The following is an 18,534-nucleotide window of genomic DNA, read 5'->3' as shown; positions in this document are numbered from 1 at the left end:
ATCCGAAGTGTTTGCGCGCAAAGTGCACCACATAGGCTGCAGTCCAGCTCCGAAGGGCTGGGTGAGCCTGCTTGGCCTTGTATGGCTGTTCTTGCCCGATAAATTTACAGGGAAAATACCATACTTTCTCCGCCAGTTAACTATCTGATTGGGACTCCACAATGATTCAACTGGCTTGTAGGGCTTATTAACTTAAAACGAGGGCACCCAAACGGAACTATAGTGCCAGCTTGTGGAAGTGTGCTCAGGTAGAGATTGGTGTTTGCAGAAACTACGAGCCACCTAAAAATTGACCGCCACAATAACGCCTAGCGTAGCTGTGCCCGAAGCGTAGTTGTTTTTGGATTAAATGAAGCGGCAGCGTAATGACCCCAAAAACAAACGGGGCTTTGGGCGCCAGGTTGTCGCCACTTGTTAGGCTTTTAAAGTGATTACGGAGTTATTCATCATGGTATTTGTCATAACTTTCTGACCACTCGCGTTCATAGCCTTGTTTTTTAAAGTAGCCGGTAAATATATATAGTGATTTTTCAAGCCAGGTTTGTAAGTCAGAGACTCCATGAATAACTTTACCTTCACTTTCATCATCAACAACTTGATCGGTCATCTCCCAAAAGAAATAGGCTAAATCTTTGGCCTCTTTCTTGCTGCTTAAATTTGAGCCGACTGAAACTATAGATTTTGCGATATTACAATCTAATAACTCGGCGTAATACAGCACTAAAGTTTTTGCTGGCTGATTGTATTCGTTAAAGTTCATCATGCTTTAAAAGTCTCTAATGCTAGTGAATCGATAGCTGTAGTGGTCTAATACTTCCGGACACTTCGCTAAGATGGTAAAACTACCAAGTGAGGTGACGTATGACAACAAAAGGTACACGCCGGCAATTCAAGCCGGAGTTCAAGAAAGACGCTGTAGCTCTTGTCTCTGAACAAGGCTATTCGATTTCTAAGGCCGCAGAGGCTGTAGGGACCACTGCTAATAACTTGCGACGCTGGGTAAAGGAGCTGAAGCAGGAAGAGAGCGGAGTAAGGTTGGATGCAGGCGAGCGCGCTGAATTGGATCGGTTGCGACGTGAAAACAAGCGCTTGCGGATGGAGAAGGAAATCCTAAAAAAGGCCAGCGCCTTCTTTGCGAAAGAAATGAAGTAAAGTACAGCTTCATCAAAGAGCAGAAAAGTAGCTTTCCAGTTAGGATGCTTTGCCGAGTAATGCAGGTAAAAAAGAGCAGCTATTACGATTGGTGCCATCGCAGTGATAGCTCAATAGATAGCCAAACATGGCAACTATGCCATCGCTTGAAGGCCTTATTTGCAGAATCTCGGCAGAGCTTGGGAAGCCGCCGACTAATGAAGCTATTACGCAGAGAAGGCTTTAAAATTGGGCGCTATCGAGTCCGAAAGCTAATGAAAAAGCTAGGTTTGGCAGTAAAATGCAAGAAGCGTTTTGCGTTGACGACAGATAGCAAACACCAACTGCCCATTGCAGAGAATCTTCTGAATAGGGATTTTTCGCCGAGTGCTAAAAATCAAGTTTGGGCTACGGATATTACATACATCTGGACGCTACAGGGATGGTTGTACTTGGCGGTAGTAATTGATCTCTATTCACGCCGGATAGTTGGTTGGCACCTAGATCGCCAGATGGAAACGGCTTTGGCGAGTCGTGCGCTGATGATGGCCGTCAATTTACGCACACCATCGCAAGGCCTTCTACACCACTCTGATCGAGGCAGTCAGTATGCCAGCCATACCTATCAGGCGTTGCTGAAGGAGCATGGAATGGTATGTTCAATGAGCCGTAAAGGAAATTGCTGGGACAACGCACCAACAGAACGGTTTTTTAGCAGCCTAAAGCGAGAGTGGCTAACGGGAAATCTCTATGAAACAAGGGTGGACGCGACAGCAGATGTGAGAGCCTACATTGCTTATTACAACTCACGCAGAATACACACAACATTGGGGGATGTAACCCCTATCGAATTTGAGAAATGTGCTTAAAGAGGTGTCCGGTTGGACTTGACCACAACAAGCAGCCATTCGTTGCCCAAACATCTGGAGCTTGCTAATAAGTTTAGTAATGGTCATTTCTTCAACAGCAACCAAAAAATAGTGCGCATCATCGCCTTTAAAACCAGATTCTGCGAACCGGTTTTGCCATCGAACAATTTTATGGACACTAAAGGGTAAGCGTTCAGCAATTTCTTCATTCGACAAATCTTCATCGGCAAGCAATATAATTGACAGACACTCTTTGATTCTCGCTGGTGTCTTACCACTGCGACAGAGGCGTTGAAAATCTTTACGCTCCTCATCTGTGAGGGCTATTGTTACGGGGGCGGGCATTGTCTGTATACCAAAAGCAGCAGCTGGACTACTAATTATATTTGAATATATTGTTCGTTATACCACACTAGGTTGCCTGTCAGATGCAGTCATCAAACTCTGTGTTAATGGTACTGCCCTGAATTGTTCAGGCCTTCAGTAGCACGAACTCTACCTACTATGCCTTCTACTGACTTCTACTGGTCGGTCAAAACCGATCTCTCAGTTTTCAGTTATTCCGTTAACAACTTATAGAGCTCCCAGAGTAAGACATTTAATTTTCTTCACATAGATGCTGGATTTATAAAACGCAGGCCAATTGTAGATGGAGAGCTTCATGGTCACGTGCCCACTGGCTCCGCCTACGTCACACCTCATATCCAGTTCTTGTACATCACCCATGAATTTGCGCTGGGCTTCCTCCAGCCAATACCTCACGATATTAACCTTGCCCTTTCGCTAGCCTTCGGCTCCACGAATACCTGGTAAGAGGACTTTCATCTCTCTAGTTAAATCCCATGTCTGGCACACACGCCTTAATAACGGGCAGACAAACCGAAGGGTTGTCTGCCCAGCCGCAGGCGATCGTTGATTAATTTGTTAAGCCTATTTTTGACAACCATTGTTGATAGCTTAGCTCTAGTTCATTTGGCTCACGAAAACGAAGGTATGAAATTGCAGCATTCGTACCTTCCTTATTGTAAATTTCCCTCAGTTTAGTTCGGATCTTATTGTAATGCTTTATTTGTGCTTCTATATTTGTTTGCCGCAAAGGTATTCTGTTAAACGGTAAGCGAGCTAGATACCCTTCAAATTCTCCTGCCTTGGCAAATAAAATATCATTGCCTTGATTCTTTTTCCGGAGCCTCATAATTGCTGCCTTAACACTCCATTGTTCTGAACTTCTTCCCTCCACTCGCTTAAGAAATTTAAGCATGTACTTTTCAGGATAAGGTGTTACTAGAGCAATCCATGCTGCCCAGCTTATCGATCCCCAGCAATGACGAACCAGGTCCTCATAAAGATACCTATCCATTGCGCATATTGTTCTATGGGTTTGATATAAAAACTCTAATGGCTCGCATTTAATACCTGGGAAATACTCAATAAATTTTTCATAGGGAGTAATTTCCGATAGTTTAAACGAGAGAAACGACTCACCACCTCTCAATCTTGAGAGAGGCATATACGGTGTGTGAGCCATATAGCAGTGTGAATCCATGTAGTGAGGTGTATACATTAGCACTATGTGGGCTTAACGCCGTGATAAATGGCTTATTTTGATTGTTTTGAATTTGTGCTATTTGAGCACAAATTTGAAGCGATTAAAATAGGTCAGATTTCATTACCTTGTTGAACGAAGCCGCTTCGCGGCAGAATAAACGCCTCACAAGCTAAGCTCTTTTCAGTCCAATTCGGACTGAAGATTAAAGGAGCTTATCATGACACCTAAAGAGCAGCGCCGTTTCAACAGCCTTTATCAGCGCCATCTACGCACCCTAAAACTGCAAGGGCTCAGCGAGAGAACTATTGACGCTTACGCGCGAGCTGTGCGGCGCTTGTCTGGGCATTTTAATGCCTGCCCCGATAAAATCTCAACCGATAAACTCGAACAATATTTTTCTGAGCTGGTGGACTCCCACTCTTGGAGTACCGTTAAGGTTGATCGCAATGGCCTACAGTTCTTCTGGAAGCATATCCTCAAGCGCAAGTGGCAGTGGCTGAATATCGTCAAAGCACCCAAAATTCAGTCGTTACCCGATATTCTCACACCACAGGAGATTACGCAACTTATCGGGGCGGCACGTAAACTGCGCTATCGTGTTTTTATTCTCACAACTTATTCCATGGGCTTGCGATTAAGTGAAACACTGGCTCTTGAAGTTGGGGATATTGATGCAGGGCGCAAGCAAGTACATATCCACCGAGGTAAAGGTCATAAGGGTCGCGGTGTCCCACTTCCAAATCTGACCTGCTGCACTCTACGCTCGCTTGCTATTTCCTTGCATTTCCGGCGATATGTCACGGGCACATCGGACCAGGACAACAATGAGCAGCCTATCTGTTAACCTGAGGAGGCTGTAATGCGCCTTGCCTCCGTGATCGAACATTATGAAAGTGCTCTACTGCAAAAGTATGGTGCCCGTCTACTACCTGAGCAGCGCCGAGCCATAGCGGCTATTCGTCACTGCCGTACCACTATGGCTGGTGAAGTACTGTGGCAGTGCGGGGCCTGCTCTTACTCTCTACTGAGTCCACGCTCCTGCGGACATCGCAATTGTCCCCAATGTCAGAACCATGAGGCCAGTCAGTGGTTAGATCGACAGAGCCGCAAGCTACTACCGGTGGAATACTTTATGGTGACTTTTACTCTGCCAGCAGAGCTGCGGGCATTAGCCTTGCACCATCAAAAAGTTGTTTATTCACAATTAATGACCACCTCTGCATAAACGTTAAAGAGCTTTTCTCTCAATGACAAAAAGCTCAATGGAGAAATCGGATTGACAAGTGTTCTTCATACTCAGACCCGGCGGCTGGACTATCACCTGCATTGCCATATTATCGTTTCCGGGGGAGCAGTAAATCGGGTTAAACGTCAATGGAGAAACTCCAAAGGCAAATATTTGTTCAATGGTGTCGCCCTCGCTAAAGTCTTTCGTGCCCGAATGCTTGAAGCCTTGCAAGCAGCGGGGTTGCAGATCCCCCACTCACCAGAGAAGTGGATTGTACAGTGTCAGTCTGCTGGTAGCGGGCAATCCGCACTTAAGTATCTATCCAAATACCTCTACCGTGGAGTGATTAGTGAGAAGCAAATACTGAATAACAAAAACGGAAAGGTAACCTTCCGCTATATTGAAAGTAAAAGCGGGGAAAGTAAAATCCGGACACTGCCAGGCGCTGATTTTTTGTGGCTGCTACTACAGCATGTACTCCCGAAGGGCTTTCGGCGAGTACGTGATTACGGCTTTCCGCATAGTAATGCCAAACGATTATTGCAGCTTGTACAGCTGACCCTCAAAGTTATTCTTGAAACGCTCAAACCAAGAAGTCGACCGTCAATGTGTTGCCCTAAGTGCAGTGCCCCCATGCAGTTTGTGCAAGTCTTTAGCCCGGGCTGGCTCTCGGACTGATGAGCAATCTCTTAGTAAAATATTGCCACTTACCAACAAGGAGGGAATAAGAGTTCAGTAGAAAACACTACATCCATTGGCACCAGAGAAGCCAAGGCTGGCGATCGTCTTTAAAAAATTGAACGATAAGAAACTCCAAAACATTCCACACTCTCAAAAAGATATTTTCTTATAAAGAGCGAGTCGGGCGCTACGGGCTTGTCCAACAACTGGATAAGATCGCGACTACGCGCGATCTATCCTTATTCGTTATACTCAAATCACATTACAAACAATCTTGAACATACATCTTACTATAAGGACATAAAAATTCAGCAGGTATGACGTAGTTGTTTTTTAAATATTCTTCTAAAGATGGCACATACATTTCATGGTAAGCATCGAAAGCGATATCGTATGTATTAAATTTCTTGCTCACAAATCTATCATACACTTCTTTGAAAAATTCTATTTCAACTTGGGTTGCAAAGCCTGGATTTGGAGATAATGCGCTATAGCCACTTCCTTTCCAAAAAAGAAGTAATGCAGTACCAGCATCACAATATGGGTGGTTTAAAATCGCATAAATGCTTTCTACCCCTTCATCATCCCAAGTATAGTGATCAGCAACCACATGCAACTCCTCTTTACTCTGCAAGCATGCGATAGTGACTATTTCATCGTCAGAAATATTAAATTGATCAGCCATATACCTCACGGCTTCATAATCTTTACCGTGCTTTAAACAAATATTATTCCAAGCTTCCTTACTAGGAATAAAACCACATTCAAAACATATAGATGCGCGTTTTTTCTGCTCTTTAGTTAACCTTTTTGCCATTTATTCCTCCAAACTAGACGTTGGCGTTGGTCTTGCCCACAAAAAGTAGACACTCTAACTATGCGTATTTTCACTCATACTCTGCTGGACTTACATAGCCCAATGCAGAGTGCCTACGAACCCTATTGTAGAAAATCTCAATGTATTCAAACACCTCAGATTTTGCTTGCCCTTCGCTTTCGAATGTTCCGGCATAGACCAGCTCGACTTTTAGCCTGATAAAGAATAATTCCATTGCCGCATTATCCCAACAGTTAGCCTGGCGACTCATACTTTACTTGCACTTGCTTTCGGACAAGAGATCCCGGTATTTCTGCGATAGATATTGCACATCCCTGTCAGAGTGAACTATTAGTCCAGGTTTTATTGGTCGTCACTCTAGGGCCATTTTCAATGCTCGACGTGTCAATTCATCGGTCATCTGCGAGTCAAATGCCCAACCTACAATACGTCGAGAGTACAGATCCATAACTACCGCGAGGTATAGCCACCGCTCCAGAACCCAGATATACGTAATGTCACTGGTCCAGCGGCAATTTGGTTGATCCACATCAAAGCAACGCTTAAGTAAGTTGGCGGAGACGTTAATGCTCCCCTCTACGGGCTGACTATATCGAAAGCCTTTGCCGTTTCTCGCTTTAATATGCTCCTGTTGCATAAGCTTAGCGACGTAGTTCCGCGAGCATGGCTCACCTAACTCTTGAAGCTCGCAAGCAATTCTAGGCGCGCCATAACGACCTTTAAACTCAACAAACGTCTCTCGGATTTTCTCGATTGTTCGTATCTTTCTAATCGTGCGAGCAGATGGCAATCGCCCCCGCCATCGATAATAACCCGATCTTGAGACTTCTAAACACCGACACATCAAGCTAACCGGGAATGACCCTACATGCTCTTGTATCAATGCGTACTTTACTCTAGGTGGTTCGCAAAGTACGCAGCTGTAGGTTCAACCTGTCAAGGCAACACCCTGTTTAATAACCTGCTTTGGTGTCGCAAAGTTCAGTGTTTTTCTTGGCCTGCTATTAAGCTCGTTAGCAACTTGATTTAGTTTCCTCTGAGTATGCTGCGCCAAGCATGTCTTTTTTGGAAAGTACTGACGGATTAAGCTGTTGGTATTTTCATTCGTTCCCCTTTGCCAAGGGCTCTGAGGATCGCAGAAGAAGACAGGAACACCTGTCTTTTCCGTAAATTCAGCGTGCTTCGCCAGCTCCATTCCTCGGTCCCATGTCAGTGATTGGAGAAGCTCTTTTGGCAGTTTTTTAAACCTAGCAACAAGCGCCTGGTTCACAGAAGTCGCATCTTTCCCTTTCAATTTAAGAATGATCGTATACCTCGATTTTCGATCCACAAGCGTGGCGATATGAGTGTTGTTTGAACCTGACACTAAGTCACCCTCCCAATGACCTAAAACACATCGTTCTTGTATCTCCTGAGGACGCTCCCTTATCGATGTACCGTTGACGATGTTGATAGTACCGCGCTCGCCTTTACGTGAATGTTGTTTGCTGTGACGAAGACTGTGAGATCGACGCAAATGCTTTACTAGCTTATGATGAAGTGCTGAACGCTCACGGAAGTACAGTGTTTTATAGATATTCTCTGCTGATATCTGCATTGATTCATCAGCCTGATATGTCTTCCATAACCAACCCGATATTTGCTCTGGAGACCACTTCAACTCTAATTTTTCCAAAACAAGCTTCTTTAGCCTCGGGTTTTGCTCAAGCAAATACGGCTTGGGGCGCCTTGCCATCCGTTTTGCACGGTTGTTTGCATCTACAGCTTTATAGTATCGTCGCCCCCGATTTCTCTGAATCTCACGCGAGATTGTGGATGGATTCCGATTCAAGGAGCGAGCGATTGCTCGAATACTTTGTTTTGCAGAAAGACCTGCACGTATTTCCTCGCGTTCGGCTAATGTGAGGTGTTGAGGAGATGGCTTTCTGGGTATTGGTTTAATTCCGCCAGTATCTCTCAAAACAGTAAAAATGGTTCCTGGCTTAGAATCTATGGCATTGGCAGTTTCACTAAAGCCAATGCCCTTTTTCCAAGCGTTGAAAATCCACTCTTTTTATTCTGCTGTAAATATGCGCTTCATTCAATGATCCCCCGATAGGCCATATTCCTACAGGGGTGTTGCACTGATCAATTGAATCTACAGCTGCGTACTTTGCGAACCACCAAGAGTAAAATACGCATTGATACAAGAGCATGTAGGGTCATTCCCGGTTAACTTGATGTGTCGGCGTTTAGAAGTCTCAAGATCGGGTTATTATCGATGGCGAGGGCGGTTGACAGCTCAACGCATGATTAGAAAGATACGAACAATCGAGAATATCCGAGAGACGTTTACTGCTTTTAAAGGCCGTTATGGAGCGCCTAGAATCGCTTACGAGCTTCGAGAGTTAGGTGAGCCATGCTCACGGAACTACGTCGCTAAGCTTATGCATCAGGAGCATATTAAAGCGAAAAACGGCAAAGGCTTTCGATATAGCCAGCCCGTAGAGGGGAGCATTAATGTCTCCGCCAATTTACTTAAGCGTTGCTTTGATGTGGATCGACCAAATTGCCGCTGGACAAGTGACATTACGTATATTTGGGTTCTGGAGCGGTGGTTGTACCTCGCGGTAGTTATGGATCTGTACTCTCGACGTATTGTAGGTTGGGCATTCGATTCCCAGATGACCGATGAATTGACACGTTTTGAACGTAGCGGCCCTGAATTTTCATACCTGAAACCCGCAATATGCAGATTTCGGGCGCACTGCCCCTAGACAGCTAGATATTTCCTCCCTATCAATAAGTTGACAAGCCCTGCTAACAGGCACAGCTGTTTAGTATTTTTTACTAACCCTAGATAATGAGTTATATTATATCCGAAAATACATTTAATATAACGGAAGGGGTGCTCGACCTTAGTTCGAGTCTGCGCCTTGATTTTTTCAGCTTTGCGCAGTTCAGTGCGCCCAGGAAGATTTTTCGATATGCTTGGCTTCATTGCTATGTGCCAGTCTAACTCTCGTTCCTTCAGCCCTTCACGTTTCTCCACGCCAATATAGCCAGAATCACCCAAGGCTCTTTTTTCATCTCCATGTAGGGCTCGCTCTACAGTTGTAATATCATGAGCATTTGCTGCTGTCGTATCAACACTGTGCTCTATTCCGGTCACATCATCGATGCCAACACACATCTTCATGCTAAAATACCACTGCCCGCCTTTTTTAGTTTGATGCATTTCTGGATCACGAGCTTTCTCGCAATTTTTAATAGAGTTGGGTGCATTGATATTCTTAACATCTACGATACTACCTTCTTTTAGTAGGACACCAATTCCTTTGAGATGACTGTTAAACTCTTCATAGAATCGACGTCCGAGTTGGTGTTTCTCAAGTAGGTGACGGAAATTTAGAATAGTAGTTTCATTAGGGATGGGCTTTGTAAGCGTCAGGCCGGCAAAATTAGGTATAGCCTCTATCTCAGAAAGAGAGTCTTCCATAGCCGGGCCGCTGAGGTTGTGAAAAATTTGTGTGCAGTGAATGCTCGTCATAACCCTCATTGGATAAGGTCACCTGCCTCGCCCTAGTCTTGGATAGAAGGGTTCTACCTTACTCTCAAGGTGCGCCCATGGAATCAGGTTATCAATTTGCTCAAGAAACTTATCTTTACGAGTTTTGCACGTTTGTTCCGGTATTCAGTTTCGGCAAAGCTGACCTGGTGCATGGTTTGTGTTATTTTTACTTATTATTGTTTACTGATATTTTACGTCATTTCGGCAGGAACTTATTCAGAGATTCCTTAGCACACTTCTGATACTTCCAAGCTGTAATGCGGTGTAGATTGAAATCTGATGCTACATGGGGTTAGATGCTAAGCCTTGTATTCAAACAGATCATGAGCCAAAAAGGGGTTTCGATTGCGAGTCAAAGAGCTGAATTAAAAATCACTGTAGCCAAGCTGTAATGCGGTGTAGATTGAAATCTGATGCTACATGGGGTTAGATGCTAAGCCTTGTATTCAAACAGATCATGAGCCAAAAAGGGATTTCGATTGTGAGTCAAAGAGCTGAATTAAAAATCACTGTAGCCAAGCTGTCAGAGCTCTGAAAGGGCCTCATGAGGTCTATGATCGTGAGTTACTCAGAATCATGGGATACTGATCATGAGAAAAATACCATTTACGTATCTATTCGTATTTTTTATAGCAGCTTGCGCAATTACAGATAGCAATATCAATTTGTATGTGGATTACAAAGCATATAATGCTGTAGTAACTGCATAAAATGTTAAACAAAAGGCCCCCCATGTATGTTACTGACAGTATACTCCACAATATGAACTTTAATCATCCATTAATCAGTGGTGAGCTTATTGTTTTGAGCAGATATATCAGCAACTAAACAGGATACTACCAAAATGTATCTGGAAAGCCTGGGTGTTTAACCGTCGATGGCTTTGATGATAACGAGCAGCCGGTAGTGCTAAATATCAAATATAAACATGAAGATATATGGAGAATTGATTACATACATGTTAATTATCCCGATACAGCAAAGGCTTTCAAGAAAGTTGTCCGCCGCCCTTTACAAAGCTTCTGATCGGTGCCAACAAAACGCTGCACTCGGCTCCGGCGCTATCGCGCCTCTGTGGGTGAGCTTGACGTTATAAGCTCTGTTACTAGCTGTAATTATTCCACGTTATTGTTAGTATAAATTCGATTATTTTATAACTCATACAAGGATGAAGTAAGATGTCACAAGGTAACCGTGCAATACCGAAAAAGAAATATACTATAGGAACAACTAACTATATTTTCAACAGAGTTGGTAAAGGAGGAGTTAACAGTAGTGCAGACATAAGGAGTATCATTTCATTATTAGAAAATAGAAAAAAAGATCCCTACTACCAAGAAAAACTTCATGGATTAAAAATCCCAAACCCCTTCTCCTCAAATATTATTCGGGAGTTAACTCAGTGTATTTCAGACTTTCAAGCCAGCATACAGGGAAGCAAAAAGGTTGATGGGGCAGTTGATCCAGCTGGCTCTACTATTTTATACCTTGGCGGGGTAAGACTTACAGGAAAACATATTATCGTAGATTTAGATCATCAAAATCTTTACGCTTACAATGGAAAAAATAAAATATATGAATTTCATTGTGCCTCTGGTGATAAAGGGCACCCTACGGCAATAAAGCCCTCTTTACACTATATATACAGAAAGCATAAAGAATACAGAAGCCGTAAGTATGATGCACAAATGGATTATGCGATGTTTTTTACAAAAGATGGTAAAGCTATTCATCAATCAAATGCTGTAAGTGTTACCTCCTTTTTAAAATTCTTTGGTGCTGATTCATTAGGATCTCATGGTTGTGTTCGCCTAAGTGAAGATGATGCCAAGAAATTATTTAGTTGGTCACCCATGAATACTCCAGTATTTATTGATATGGCTTAGGAGTTAGGGTTTATGAAAGCACTAATTTATCTAACTCTAGGCGTCCTCTTTGGAGGAAATGTTGGATATTTATATGTAGTCAGCATGTCTGACGATCGCAGTGAAGATATAATAAAAAGAGAAATTACCTTACTTAATAAGTATTCTAATATTCCTTCTTGTGAAGATTTAATAGATACTAAAGGTAGTATTACTCAGAAATCTGAAAATGGTAATCACATATTTTGGTCATACTTAAGCGAGGACAATTTGCTTAAAAAGGCTGTAATTTCATCAGACTTTGTTGTTGCATACGAAGAGGTTGAAAAAAAATGCGAATAACTAGGTCTCACTTATAATAAGCTTTTGAATAAGGACAGATACAGTTGGCTTTTGTTTCTACGTCGCTAATTATAGCCAACTATATTTTGCCTGTTAACAGGGCGTTATAACTAAGACTTGCCCGCATTTAGTAGATGCCCTGTGTAGTTAGTTTTAGCCCTAATACGGAAGTGTATTACGGGTAAGAAAAGAACTCAGACTTATATGGAATCTTTCCGCAGAAAAGCCTGGAGTAACAACGGCTTCTGTGGCACGAGAGCTAGGCGTCAACGCACAGTAGATTTACAACTGGCGTTGTCAATTTAATCGACTGCCTGATAAGCAGTTCAATAGTTTAGACGGCGTCGACTATTCCAAATAGGAAAGCGCTGAAGTTCGCAAGCTCAAGAGGGAACTGCATGAAGCTCGTCAGGAGGTTGAGTTTCTAAAAAAGGCAGCTGTAGATTCAATTGATCAGTGCAACACCCCTGTAGGAATATGGCCTATCGGGGGATCATTGAATGAAGCGCATATTTACAGCAGAATAAAAAGAGTGGATTTTCAACGCTTGGAAAAAGGGCATTGGCTTTAGTGAAACTGCCAATGCCATAGATTCTAAGCCAGGAACCATTTTTACTGTTTTGAGAGATACTGGCGGAATTAAACCAATACCCAGAAAGCCATCTCCTCAACACCTCACATTAGCCGAACGCGAGGAAATACGTGCAGGTCTTTCTGCAAAACAAAGTATTCGAGCAATCGCTCGCTCCTTGAATCGGAATCCATCCACAATCTCGCGTGAGATTCAGAGAAATCGGGGGCGACGATACTATAAAGCTGTAGATGCAAACAACCGTGCAAAACGGACGGCAAGGCGCCCCAAGCCGTATTTGCTTGAGCAAAACCCGAGGCTAAAGAAGCTTGTTTTGGAAAAATTAGAGTTGAAGTGGTCTCCAGAGCAAATATCGGGTTGGTTATGGAAGACATATCAGGCTGATGAATCAATGCAGATATCAGCAGAGAATATCTATAAAACACTGTACTTCCGTGAGCGTTCAGCACTTCATCATAAGCTAGTAAAGCATTTGCGTCGATCTCACAGTCTTCGTCACAGCAAACAACATTCACGTAAAGGCGAGCGCGGTACTATCAACATCGTCAACGGTACATCGATAAGGGAGCGTCCTCAGGAGATACAAGAACGATGTGTTTTAGGTCATTGGGAGGGTGACTTAGTGTCAGGTTCAAACAACACTCATATCGCCACGCTTGTGGATCGAAAATCGAGGTATACGATCATTCTTAAATTGAAAGGGAAAGATGCGACTTCTGTGAACCAGGCGCTTGTTGCTAGGTTTAAAAAACTGCCAAAAGAGCTTCTCCAATCACTGACATGGGACCGAGGAATGGAGCTGGCGAAGCACGCTGAATTTACGGAAAAGACAGGTGTTCCTGTCTTCTTCTGTGATCCTCAGAGCCCTTGGCAAAGGGGAACGAATGAAAATACCAACAGCTTAATCCGTCAGTACTTTCCAAAAAAGACATGCTTAGCACAGCCAACTCAGAGGAAACTCAACCAAGTTGCTAACGAGCTTAATAGCAGGCCAAGAAAAACACTGAAATTTGCGACACCACAGCAGGTTATTAAACAGGGTGTTGCCTTGACAGGTTGAACCTACAGCTGCCTTTTTAGAAACTCAACCTCCTGACGAGATTCATGCAGCTCCCTCTTGAGCTTGCGAACTTCAGCGCTTTCCTATTTGGAATAGTCGACACCGTCTTAACTATTGAACTGCTTATCAGACAGTCGATTAAATTGACGACGCCAGTTGTAGATCTGTTGTGCGCTGACGCCTAGCTCTCGTGCCACAGAAGCCGTTGTTACTCCAGGCTTTTCCGCTCTCTTAACTGCTTCTCTACGGAACTCCTCCGTATACGCCTGAGTTCTTTTCTTACCCATGATACACCTCCGTGTTAGGCCTAAACCTAACTATACAGGGTGTCTACTAAACGTGGGTAAGTCTTTTCCCTAACGCCTAGCACAGCGACTGGCAAAATTTGCGATTCAATTGCGATAGCAATTTGAGTGACTCTTTTGACAGTCCGTTGCTGCTACTTGTTAGCTGTATCTTTGAAATCAGCCTGCAATTTTTCAAGGTCAGACCACTCTGTATCTTTGTAAAAGGTAACTTGTTGTGGTCAAGTCCAACCGGACACCTCTTTAAGCACATTTCTCAAATTCGATAGGGGTTACATCCCCCAATGTTGTGTGTATTCTGCATGAGTTGTAATAAGCAATATAGGCTCTCACATCTGCTGTCGCGTCCACCCTTGTTTCATAGAGATTTCCCGTTAGCCACTCTTGCTTCAGGCTGCTAAAAAACCGTTCTGTTGGTGCGTTGTCCCAGCAATTTCCTTTACGGCTCATTGAACATACCATTCCATGCTCCTTCAGCAACGCCTGATAGGTATGGCTGGCATACTGACTGCCTCGATCAGAGTGGTGTAGAAGGCCTTGCGGTGGTGTGCGTAAATTGACGGCCATCATCAGCGCACGACTCGCCAAAGCCGTTTCCATCTGGCGATCCAGGTGCCAACCAACTATCCGGCGTGAATAGAGATCAATTACTACCGCCAAGTACAACCATCCCTGTAGCGTCCAGATGTATGTAATATCCGTAGCCCAAACTTGATTTTTAGCACTCGGCGAAAAATCCCTATTCAGAAGATTCTCTGCAATGGGCAGTTGGTGTTTGCTATCTGTCGTCAACGCAAAACGCTTCTTGCGTTTTACTGCCAAACCTAGCTTTTTCATTAGCTTTCGGGCTCGATAGCGCCCAATTTTAAAGCCTTCTCTGCGTAATAGCTTCATTAGTCGGCGGCTTCCCAAGCTCTGCCGAGATTCTGCAAATAAGGCCTTCAAGCGATGGCATAGTTGCCATGTTTGGCTATCTATTGAGCTATCACTGCGATGGCACCAATCGTAATAGCTGCTCTTTTTTACCTGCATTACTCGGCAAAGCATCCTAACTGGAAAGCTACTTTTCTGCTCTTTGATGAAGCTGTACTTTACTTCATTTCTTTCGCAAAGAAGGCGCTGGCCTTTTTTAGGATTTCCTTCTCCATCCGCAAGCGCTTGTTTTCACGTCGCAACCGATCCAATTCAGCGCGCTCGCCTGCATCCAATCTTACTCCGCTCTCTTCCTGCTTCAGCTCCTTTACCCAGCGTCGCAAGTTATTAGCAGTGGTCCCTACAGCCTCTGCGGCCTTAGAAATCGAATAGCCTTGTTCAGAGACAAGAGCTACAGCGTCTTTCTTGAACTCCGGCTTGAATTGCCGGCGTGTACCTTTTGTTGTCATACGTCACCTCACTTGGTAGTTTTACCATCTTAGCGAAGTGTCCGGAAGTATTAGACCACTACAACATAAAATGGTCCACCGCCTTCGTCCTCGACAACCTCAGGGATTACTTCCAAAATCCCAACAAATTCTGTTTCATCCCATTGAAGCACGATATTTCCTATGACTTAGTAGTGGTAGGACAGCCGGTTACCCTAACTGCCCCCACGCAGATCCGGACGTGCGGAACTACCGCATCCGGCTCTTCAATAATATATTCGCTCGTGTAAAGCACGAACCCTAATACCAGTCCACAAGTATACTGCGTTTGTATACTCGCGGTGGCTTTAGCCCAAAATATCCCAGCATTTCCTTTAGACTGTTCCAGTTGTAACTCTTGCGCTGACTCCGTCGATTGAGCCATTTGTGCATACTGTGTAGAACATAGCTGTACAAACGGGACAAGCTTCGACTGTTGTCTGGCAGACCGAAGTAGTTCTGGAAGCCTTGTAGCTTGCGCTTCAGTGTGGGCAGCCATTCTCTCAGACGCTCACTGCGCTTGGCTTTGATCCAGTGGTAGAGTGCTTCCATTGTGCCCTTCTGTTTCTTTGCGGCAGTCCGGCGCCTGAGCCTGGGACGTTTGTTGACGTCCAGGCTCCAGTAGAACTCAAAACCCAGAAATTGGAACTGCCGTTTTCGGCCCGGATGGAAGCGGCTAAAGCGCTTCAGGTGCGTTTTCTCGGGGGCTAACTGCAGGCCAAACTTGTTCAGCCGTTGCGGTAGTACCCGGTAAAAGCGCTCTGCATCCGTTTTCAATTGGAAAGCCGCTACATAATCATCGGCGTACCGGATTAGCATGGCTCTGCCACGCATACGCGGCTTAACCTTCTTCTCGAACCACAAATCCAGGACGTAGTGCAGATAGATGTTCGCCAGTACCGGACTGATCACGCCACCTTGCGGGGTGCCTGCTGCCGCTTTACTAAACTTACCATCTGGAGTTTGCACGCGCACCTTAAGCCACTGTTTAATCAGTGTCAGCAGGGCTTTGTCGTCGATACGAAGGGCTAGCATGCGCAGTAACCAGTCGTGATCCAGCTGATCGAAGAAGCCTTTAATATCGGCTTCAACGATGTAGCCGTAGCCTTTGAATTGCAGGTTTAAGCCAAGGCTATGTACGGCTTGGTGGGCGCTTTTCCTGGGGCGGTAGCCGTAGCTAAAGGGCAGAAAATCCTGCTCCCAGATACTTTGCAGTAGCTGCGCTACGCTCTGCTGCACCAGTTTGTCTTCCACCGTAGGCAGCCCCAGTGGGCGCTGCTTGCCGTTGCCTTTGGGAATCAATACCCGCTTAATCGCCTGGGTACGGTAGCGCTTGTCACACAGCCGTTGATGTAGGCATTGGATATTTTGTGGCAGACCTTGCCGGTAAGCTTCGGTTGTTACTCCATCGATACCGGGGCGGGCCTGCTTGTTGAGCTGGCCCCAGCTTTGATACAGCAGGTTGGAATTTAGCAGTCCGTATAAATTCTGAAACCTGTGCGCGGGGTGGCTCTGTGCTTTAAATGCGATGGCGTGCAAGGCGGTTGTCATAGTGTCTCCAGCCCTACTTTGTCCGGACTATGTTTCTGTTGCACACCGATATTACTGTCAGCCCCTTCGCCATGTAAGCGGCTTTCCCGCTCTCGGACTACTATGAGCTGATCCGACTTCCGAGTGGTCTTCGTTGGTTTCACCATTAGGCTTAACTTCCCTACCTGTTCCTTCAGGAACCTGCTCGGATCTCTCAAGTTCTCAATACCTCTCTTTCTACATGCCACGGCTTGATAACCCCGCCGATCCGCCACAACCTCACCAATGCGGTTGCTTTGCCTGGACTTCGATGGCGTTACACATCTCGTCGATCGGAGCTCACTTTATTATCGGAGCGATACCAGCACTTCAGGGTCACGATAACCCCTATGGCCTATAGAATTCTCTGTGTACGCTTCACATAGTTTGTTCACAGTGAGAAAAAAAATGAGTATATTTTTTTTTCCTTCTGCTCCGCCCTACGCGCAACACTCGATACGGGTGGCTGGTTAGGCCCTACCCGACAGGGACTTCCACCCTGCAAGAAGCATCAAGCTTAGCTTGACGCACTAACGCCTCAATAACCGGCAGCTGGAACGAAGCGAAGCGTAGTGTAAGCTGTCCGGCGCTGAAGGCGCGAAGTTCATTGATTTGTTAAGTATGTCTACGCCCACCATTCGCAGTAATTCTCAAAATCACTAGAATCAGGATCTAATATCTGTACATAAAAGCCTGACTCGAGATTGAGTTTTTGAATAACAGCCCTAACCTCAGCTGAGGTTACTGCACTCGAAAAATCAAAAAGGAAAGGTAGAATATCATTATCTTTTTTCCATTCACTTTCGAGATCTTTAGCAACTTCCAAACCAGAGTCCCAGCCGCCCTCATACATGTTCGCATAGTCATAAAGGCCCCATGCTGCAATGTCATCGGTGGCAGCATTATCACCTGACTCGTAAAAAGATATTTCCACTTTAGCGTGCCAAGGAAACACCCCTATATCTATGAGCTTTATTTTCTTATCTGATAGGCCTTGCCTGTTTATTTCAAAATATTCCAGCAGCGCTTTCTCGATTTTCTCAATACTATATTCCATAGCCACCTTAATACTTAACGCCTACAGCAGAGGCAAACCGAAGCAAAGCGTAGGTTTGTCCTGCTGGCTGTAATTGTTAGGGTTACCTTTCACTCGCGAACCAGCACTTTTTTAGTATTGGGATTGAAGTACACGTGCTTAACCAACTTAAAATTATCTTTCCCGACTTTGATTTCCCATACCTGCTCACCAGATTTGGCAAAATCTTTGTAGCCTTCTGACCAAGAAATACGTTCAGGATAAAGTACACACCAAGAAGTTTCTTCAAATAATAATGCACGCAATATATGAAGTTGAGCTTCAACTTCTGGTTCTGCCTCACCAACATAATCGGTAGGCAAAGGAGGGCAACTAATACCTTTTCGTTCCTCTCCTATCGTATAAGTACAAATTGATAACAAAAGTAAACAAAAAATCACCCTCATTCCTGACTCCTTGTAACTCTAACGCCTTGCGCACGGGCAGACAAACCGTAGGTTTGGTTGTCCAGCCGCGTAG

The 18,534-nt window shown here is 44.6% G+C and carries 17 protein-coding genes and 3 pseudogenes; 7 read left to right on the top strand and 13 right to left on the bottom strand.

The annotated features are described in order from the left end of the window. Positions 1-439 precede the first annotated feature (439 nt). Positions 440-763 (bottom strand): hypothetical protein, encoded by a 324-nt coding sequence (locus ACJJIK_RS20910; RefSeq protein ID WP_444943742.1) that lies wholly within the window; start codon positions 761-763, stop codon positions 440-442. A gap of 98 nt (positions 764-861) precedes the next feature. On the opposite strand from ACJJIK_RS20910, the gene ACJJIK_RS20905 reads away from it, so the two are divergent. Beyond that, a protein-coding gene (locus tag ACJJIK_RS20905) for an IS3 family transposase (protein WP_444943741.1) occupies positions 862-2,000 on the top strand; the annotation gives its coding sequence in 2 pieces (ribosomal slippage) (positions 862-1,111 and positions 1,111-2,000; 1,140 coding nt in all). A gap of 83 nt (positions 2,001-2,083) precedes the next feature. On the opposite strand, the gene ACJJIK_RS20900 is transcribed toward ACJJIK_RS20905, so the two are convergent. Both ACJJIK_RS20900 and ACJJIK_RS20895 read right to left on the bottom strand, forming a co-directional pair. After that, a complete protein-coding gene (locus ACJJIK_RS20900; RefSeq protein ID WP_444943740.1) occupies positions 2,084-2,209 on the bottom strand; it encodes a hypothetical protein in 126 nt (41 codons plus the stop codon). A 707-nt stretch (positions 2,210-2,916) separates the two neighbouring features. Then, positions 2,917-3,528 carry a hypothetical protein gene (locus ACJJIK_RS20895; RefSeq protein WP_444943739.1) on the bottom strand — a complete coding sequence of 204 codons (612 nt, stop codon included), beginning with the start codon at positions 3,526-3,528 and terminating at the stop codon, positions 2,917-2,919. 238 nt (positions 3,529-3,766) lie between these two features. Between ACJJIK_RS20895 and ACJJIK_RS20890 the strand changes: the two genes are divergently transcribed. Both ACJJIK_RS20890 and ACJJIK_RS20885 read left to right on the top strand, forming a co-directional pair. After that, the gene (locus ACJJIK_RS20890; RefSeq protein WP_444943738.1) at positions 3,767-4,393 is read left to right on the top strand and encodes a tyrosine-type recombinase/integrase; all 627 of its coding nucleotides are present in this window, start codon (positions 3,767-3,769) and stop codon (positions 4,391-4,393) included. 15 nt (positions 4,394-4,408) lie between these two features. Continuing rightward, positions 4,409-5,455 (top strand): annotated as a pseudogene (locus ACJJIK_RS20885) (IS91 family transposase). 265 nt (positions 5,456-5,720) lie between these two features. On the opposite strand, the gene ACJJIK_RS20880 reads toward ACJJIK_RS20885, so the two are convergent. The 4 genes and pseudogenes from ACJJIK_RS20880 to ACJJIK_RS20865 form a co-directional block, all read right to left on the bottom strand. Then, the gene (locus ACJJIK_RS20880; protein WP_444930138.1) at positions 5,721-6,275 is read right to left on the bottom strand and encodes a DUF4274 domain-containing protein; all 555 of its coding nucleotides are present in this window, start codon (positions 6,273-6,275) and stop codon (positions 5,721-5,723) included. Positions 6,276-6,345: 70 nt separating this feature from the next. Next, the gene (locus ACJJIK_RS20875) at positions 6,346-6,546 is read right to left on the bottom strand and encodes an IS3 family transposase (RefSeq protein WP_444930137.1); all 201 of its coding nucleotides are present in this window, start codon (positions 6,544-6,546) and stop codon (positions 6,346-6,348) included. A gap of 102 nt (positions 6,547-6,648) precedes the next feature. After that, positions 6,649-7,200, bottom strand: a pseudogene (locus ACJJIK_RS20870) (IS3 family transposase); the annotation flags it as partial. Between the two features lie 24 nt (positions 7,201-7,224). Beyond that, a complete protein-coding gene (locus tag ACJJIK_RS20865; RefSeq protein ID WP_444932391.1) occupies positions 7,225-8,340 on the bottom strand; it encodes an IS30 family transposase in 1,116 nt (371 codons plus the stop codon). Between the two features lie 91 nt (positions 8,341-8,431). On the opposite strand from ACJJIK_RS20865, the gene ACJJIK_RS20860 reads away from it, so the two are divergent. Then, entirely contained in the window at positions 8,432-9,052 is a 621-nt protein-coding gene (locus ACJJIK_RS20860; RefSeq protein ID WP_444932390.1) for an IS3 family transposase, read from the top strand. Here ACJJIK_RS20860 and ACJJIK_RS20855 read toward each other — a convergent pair. After that, a pseudogene (locus ACJJIK_RS20855) lies at positions 9,049-9,998 on the bottom strand (IS5 family transposase). The gene ACJJIK_RS20860 and the pseudogene ACJJIK_RS20855 overlap by 4 nt on opposite strands. A gap of 1,026 nt (positions 9,999-11,024) precedes the next feature. Here ACJJIK_RS20855 and ACJJIK_RS20850 point away from each other — a divergent pair. The 3 genes from ACJJIK_RS20850 to ACJJIK_RS20840 all read left to right on the top strand — a co-directional run bounded on the left by ACJJIK_RS20850 (position 11,025) and on the right by ACJJIK_RS20840 (position 13,705). Further along, positions 11,025-11,732: a L,D-transpeptidase gene (locus ACJJIK_RS20850; protein ID WP_444930136.1), complete on the top strand. Its 708-nt coding sequence runs from the start codon at positions 11,025-11,027 to the stop codon at positions 11,730-11,732. A 12-nt stretch (positions 11,733-11,744) separates the two neighbouring features. Continuing rightward, positions 11,745-12,053: a hypothetical protein gene (locus tag ACJJIK_RS20845; protein WP_444930135.1), complete on the top strand. Its 309-nt coding sequence runs from the start codon at positions 11,745-11,747 to the stop codon at positions 12,051-12,053. A gap of 536 nt (positions 12,054-12,589) precedes the next feature. Continuing rightward, positions 12,590-13,705, top strand: a complete 1,116-nt coding sequence (locus ACJJIK_RS20840; protein ID WP_444945093.1) for an IS30 family transposase — start codon at positions 12,590-12,592, stop codon at positions 13,703-13,705. 107 nt (positions 13,706-13,812) lie between these two features. On the opposite strand, the gene ACJJIK_RS20835 is transcribed toward ACJJIK_RS20840, so the two are convergent. The 5 genes from ACJJIK_RS20835 to ACJJIK_RS20815 form a co-directional block, all read right to left on the bottom strand. Further along, complete coding sequence (locus ACJJIK_RS20835; RefSeq protein ID WP_444943737.1) at positions 13,813-13,992, bottom strand: transposase; 180 nt, start codon at positions 13,990-13,992, stop codon at positions 13,813-13,815. A 261-nt stretch (positions 13,993-14,253) separates the two neighbouring features. Beyond that, positions 14,254-15,392 (bottom strand): IS3 family transposase gene (locus ACJJIK_RS20830; protein ID WP_444943736.1). Its coding sequence is split into 2 segments (ribosomal slippage): positions 14,254-15,143 and positions 15,143-15,392, totalling 1,140 coding nucleotides; the frame shifts between segments, so codons are not numbered across the junction. Between the two features lie 279 nt (positions 15,393-15,671). Next, positions 15,672-16,961 (bottom strand): group II intron reverse transcriptase/maturase, encoded by a 1,290-nt coding sequence (gene ltrA, locus ACJJIK_RS20825; RefSeq protein WP_444943735.1) that lies wholly within the window; start codon positions 16,959-16,961, stop codon positions 15,672-15,674. A 643-nt stretch (positions 16,962-17,604) separates the two neighbouring features. Further along, entirely contained in the window at positions 17,605-18,036 is a 432-nt protein-coding gene (locus ACJJIK_RS20820) for a hypothetical protein (protein WP_444928592.1), read from the bottom strand. Between the two features lie 89 nt (positions 18,037-18,125). Beyond that, positions 18,126-18,461 (bottom strand): hypothetical protein, encoded by a 336-nt coding sequence (locus ACJJIK_RS20815; RefSeq protein WP_444943734.1) that lies wholly within the window; start codon positions 18,459-18,461, stop codon positions 18,126-18,128. Between the last annotated feature and the right edge of the window lie 73 nt (positions 18,462-18,534).

Source organism: Microbulbifer regidiadema (SeqCode), from assembly GCF_052466995.1.
This window is presented reverse-complemented; position numbering and strand designations above follow the sequence as displayed.

What these genes read in the sequence shown, in the direction of transcription:
- ACJJIK_RS20815 (WP_444943734.1), bottom strand. Translation starts at nt 18,461, where the DNA reads ATGAGGGTGATTTTTTGTTTACTTTTGTTATCAATTTGTACTTATACG.
- ACJJIK_RS20910 (WP_444943742.1), bottom strand. Translation starts at nt 763, where the DNA reads ATGATGAACTTTAACGAATACAATCAGCCAGCAAAAACTTTAGTGCTG.
- ltrA (WP_444943735.1), bottom strand. Translation starts at nt 16,961, where the DNA reads ATGACAACCGCCTTGCACGCCATCGCATTTAAAGCACAGAGCCACCCC.
- ACJJIK_RS20880 (WP_444930138.1), bottom strand. Translation starts at nt 6,275, where the DNA reads ATGGCAAAAAGGTTAACTAAAGAGCAGAAAAAACGCGCATCTATATGT.
- ACJJIK_RS20820 (WP_444928592.1), bottom strand. Translation starts at nt 18,036, where the DNA reads ATGGAATATAGTATTGAGAAAATCGAGAAAGCGCTGCTGGAATATTTT.
- ACJJIK_RS20900 (WP_444943740.1), bottom strand. Translation starts at nt 2,209, where the DNA reads ATGAAGAAATTGCTGAACGCTTACCCTTTAGTGTCCATAAAATTGTTC.
- ACJJIK_RS20890 (WP_444943738.1), top strand. Translation starts at nt 3,767, where the DNA reads ATGACACCTAAAGAGCAGCGCCGTTTCAACAGCCTTTATCAGCGCCAT.
- ACJJIK_RS20845 (WP_444930135.1), top strand. Translation starts at nt 11,745, where the DNA reads ATGAAAGCACTAATTTATCTAACTCTAGGCGTCCTCTTTGGAGGAAAT.
- ACJJIK_RS20850 (WP_444930136.1), top strand. Translation starts at nt 11,025, where the DNA reads ATGTCACAAGGTAACCGTGCAATACCGAAAAAGAAATATACTATAGGA.
- ACJJIK_RS20835 (WP_444943737.1), bottom strand. Translation starts at nt 13,992, where the DNA reads ATGGGTAAGAAAAGAACTCAGGCGTATACGGAGGAGTTCCGTAGAGAA.
- ACJJIK_RS20895 (WP_444943739.1), bottom strand. Translation starts at nt 3,528, where the DNA reads ATGGCTCACACACCGTATATGCCTCTCTCAAGATTGAGAGGTGGTGAG.
- ACJJIK_RS20875 (WP_444930137.1), bottom strand. Translation starts at nt 6,546, where the DNA reads ATGAGTCGCCAGGCTAACTGTTGGGATAATGCGGCAATGGAATTATTC.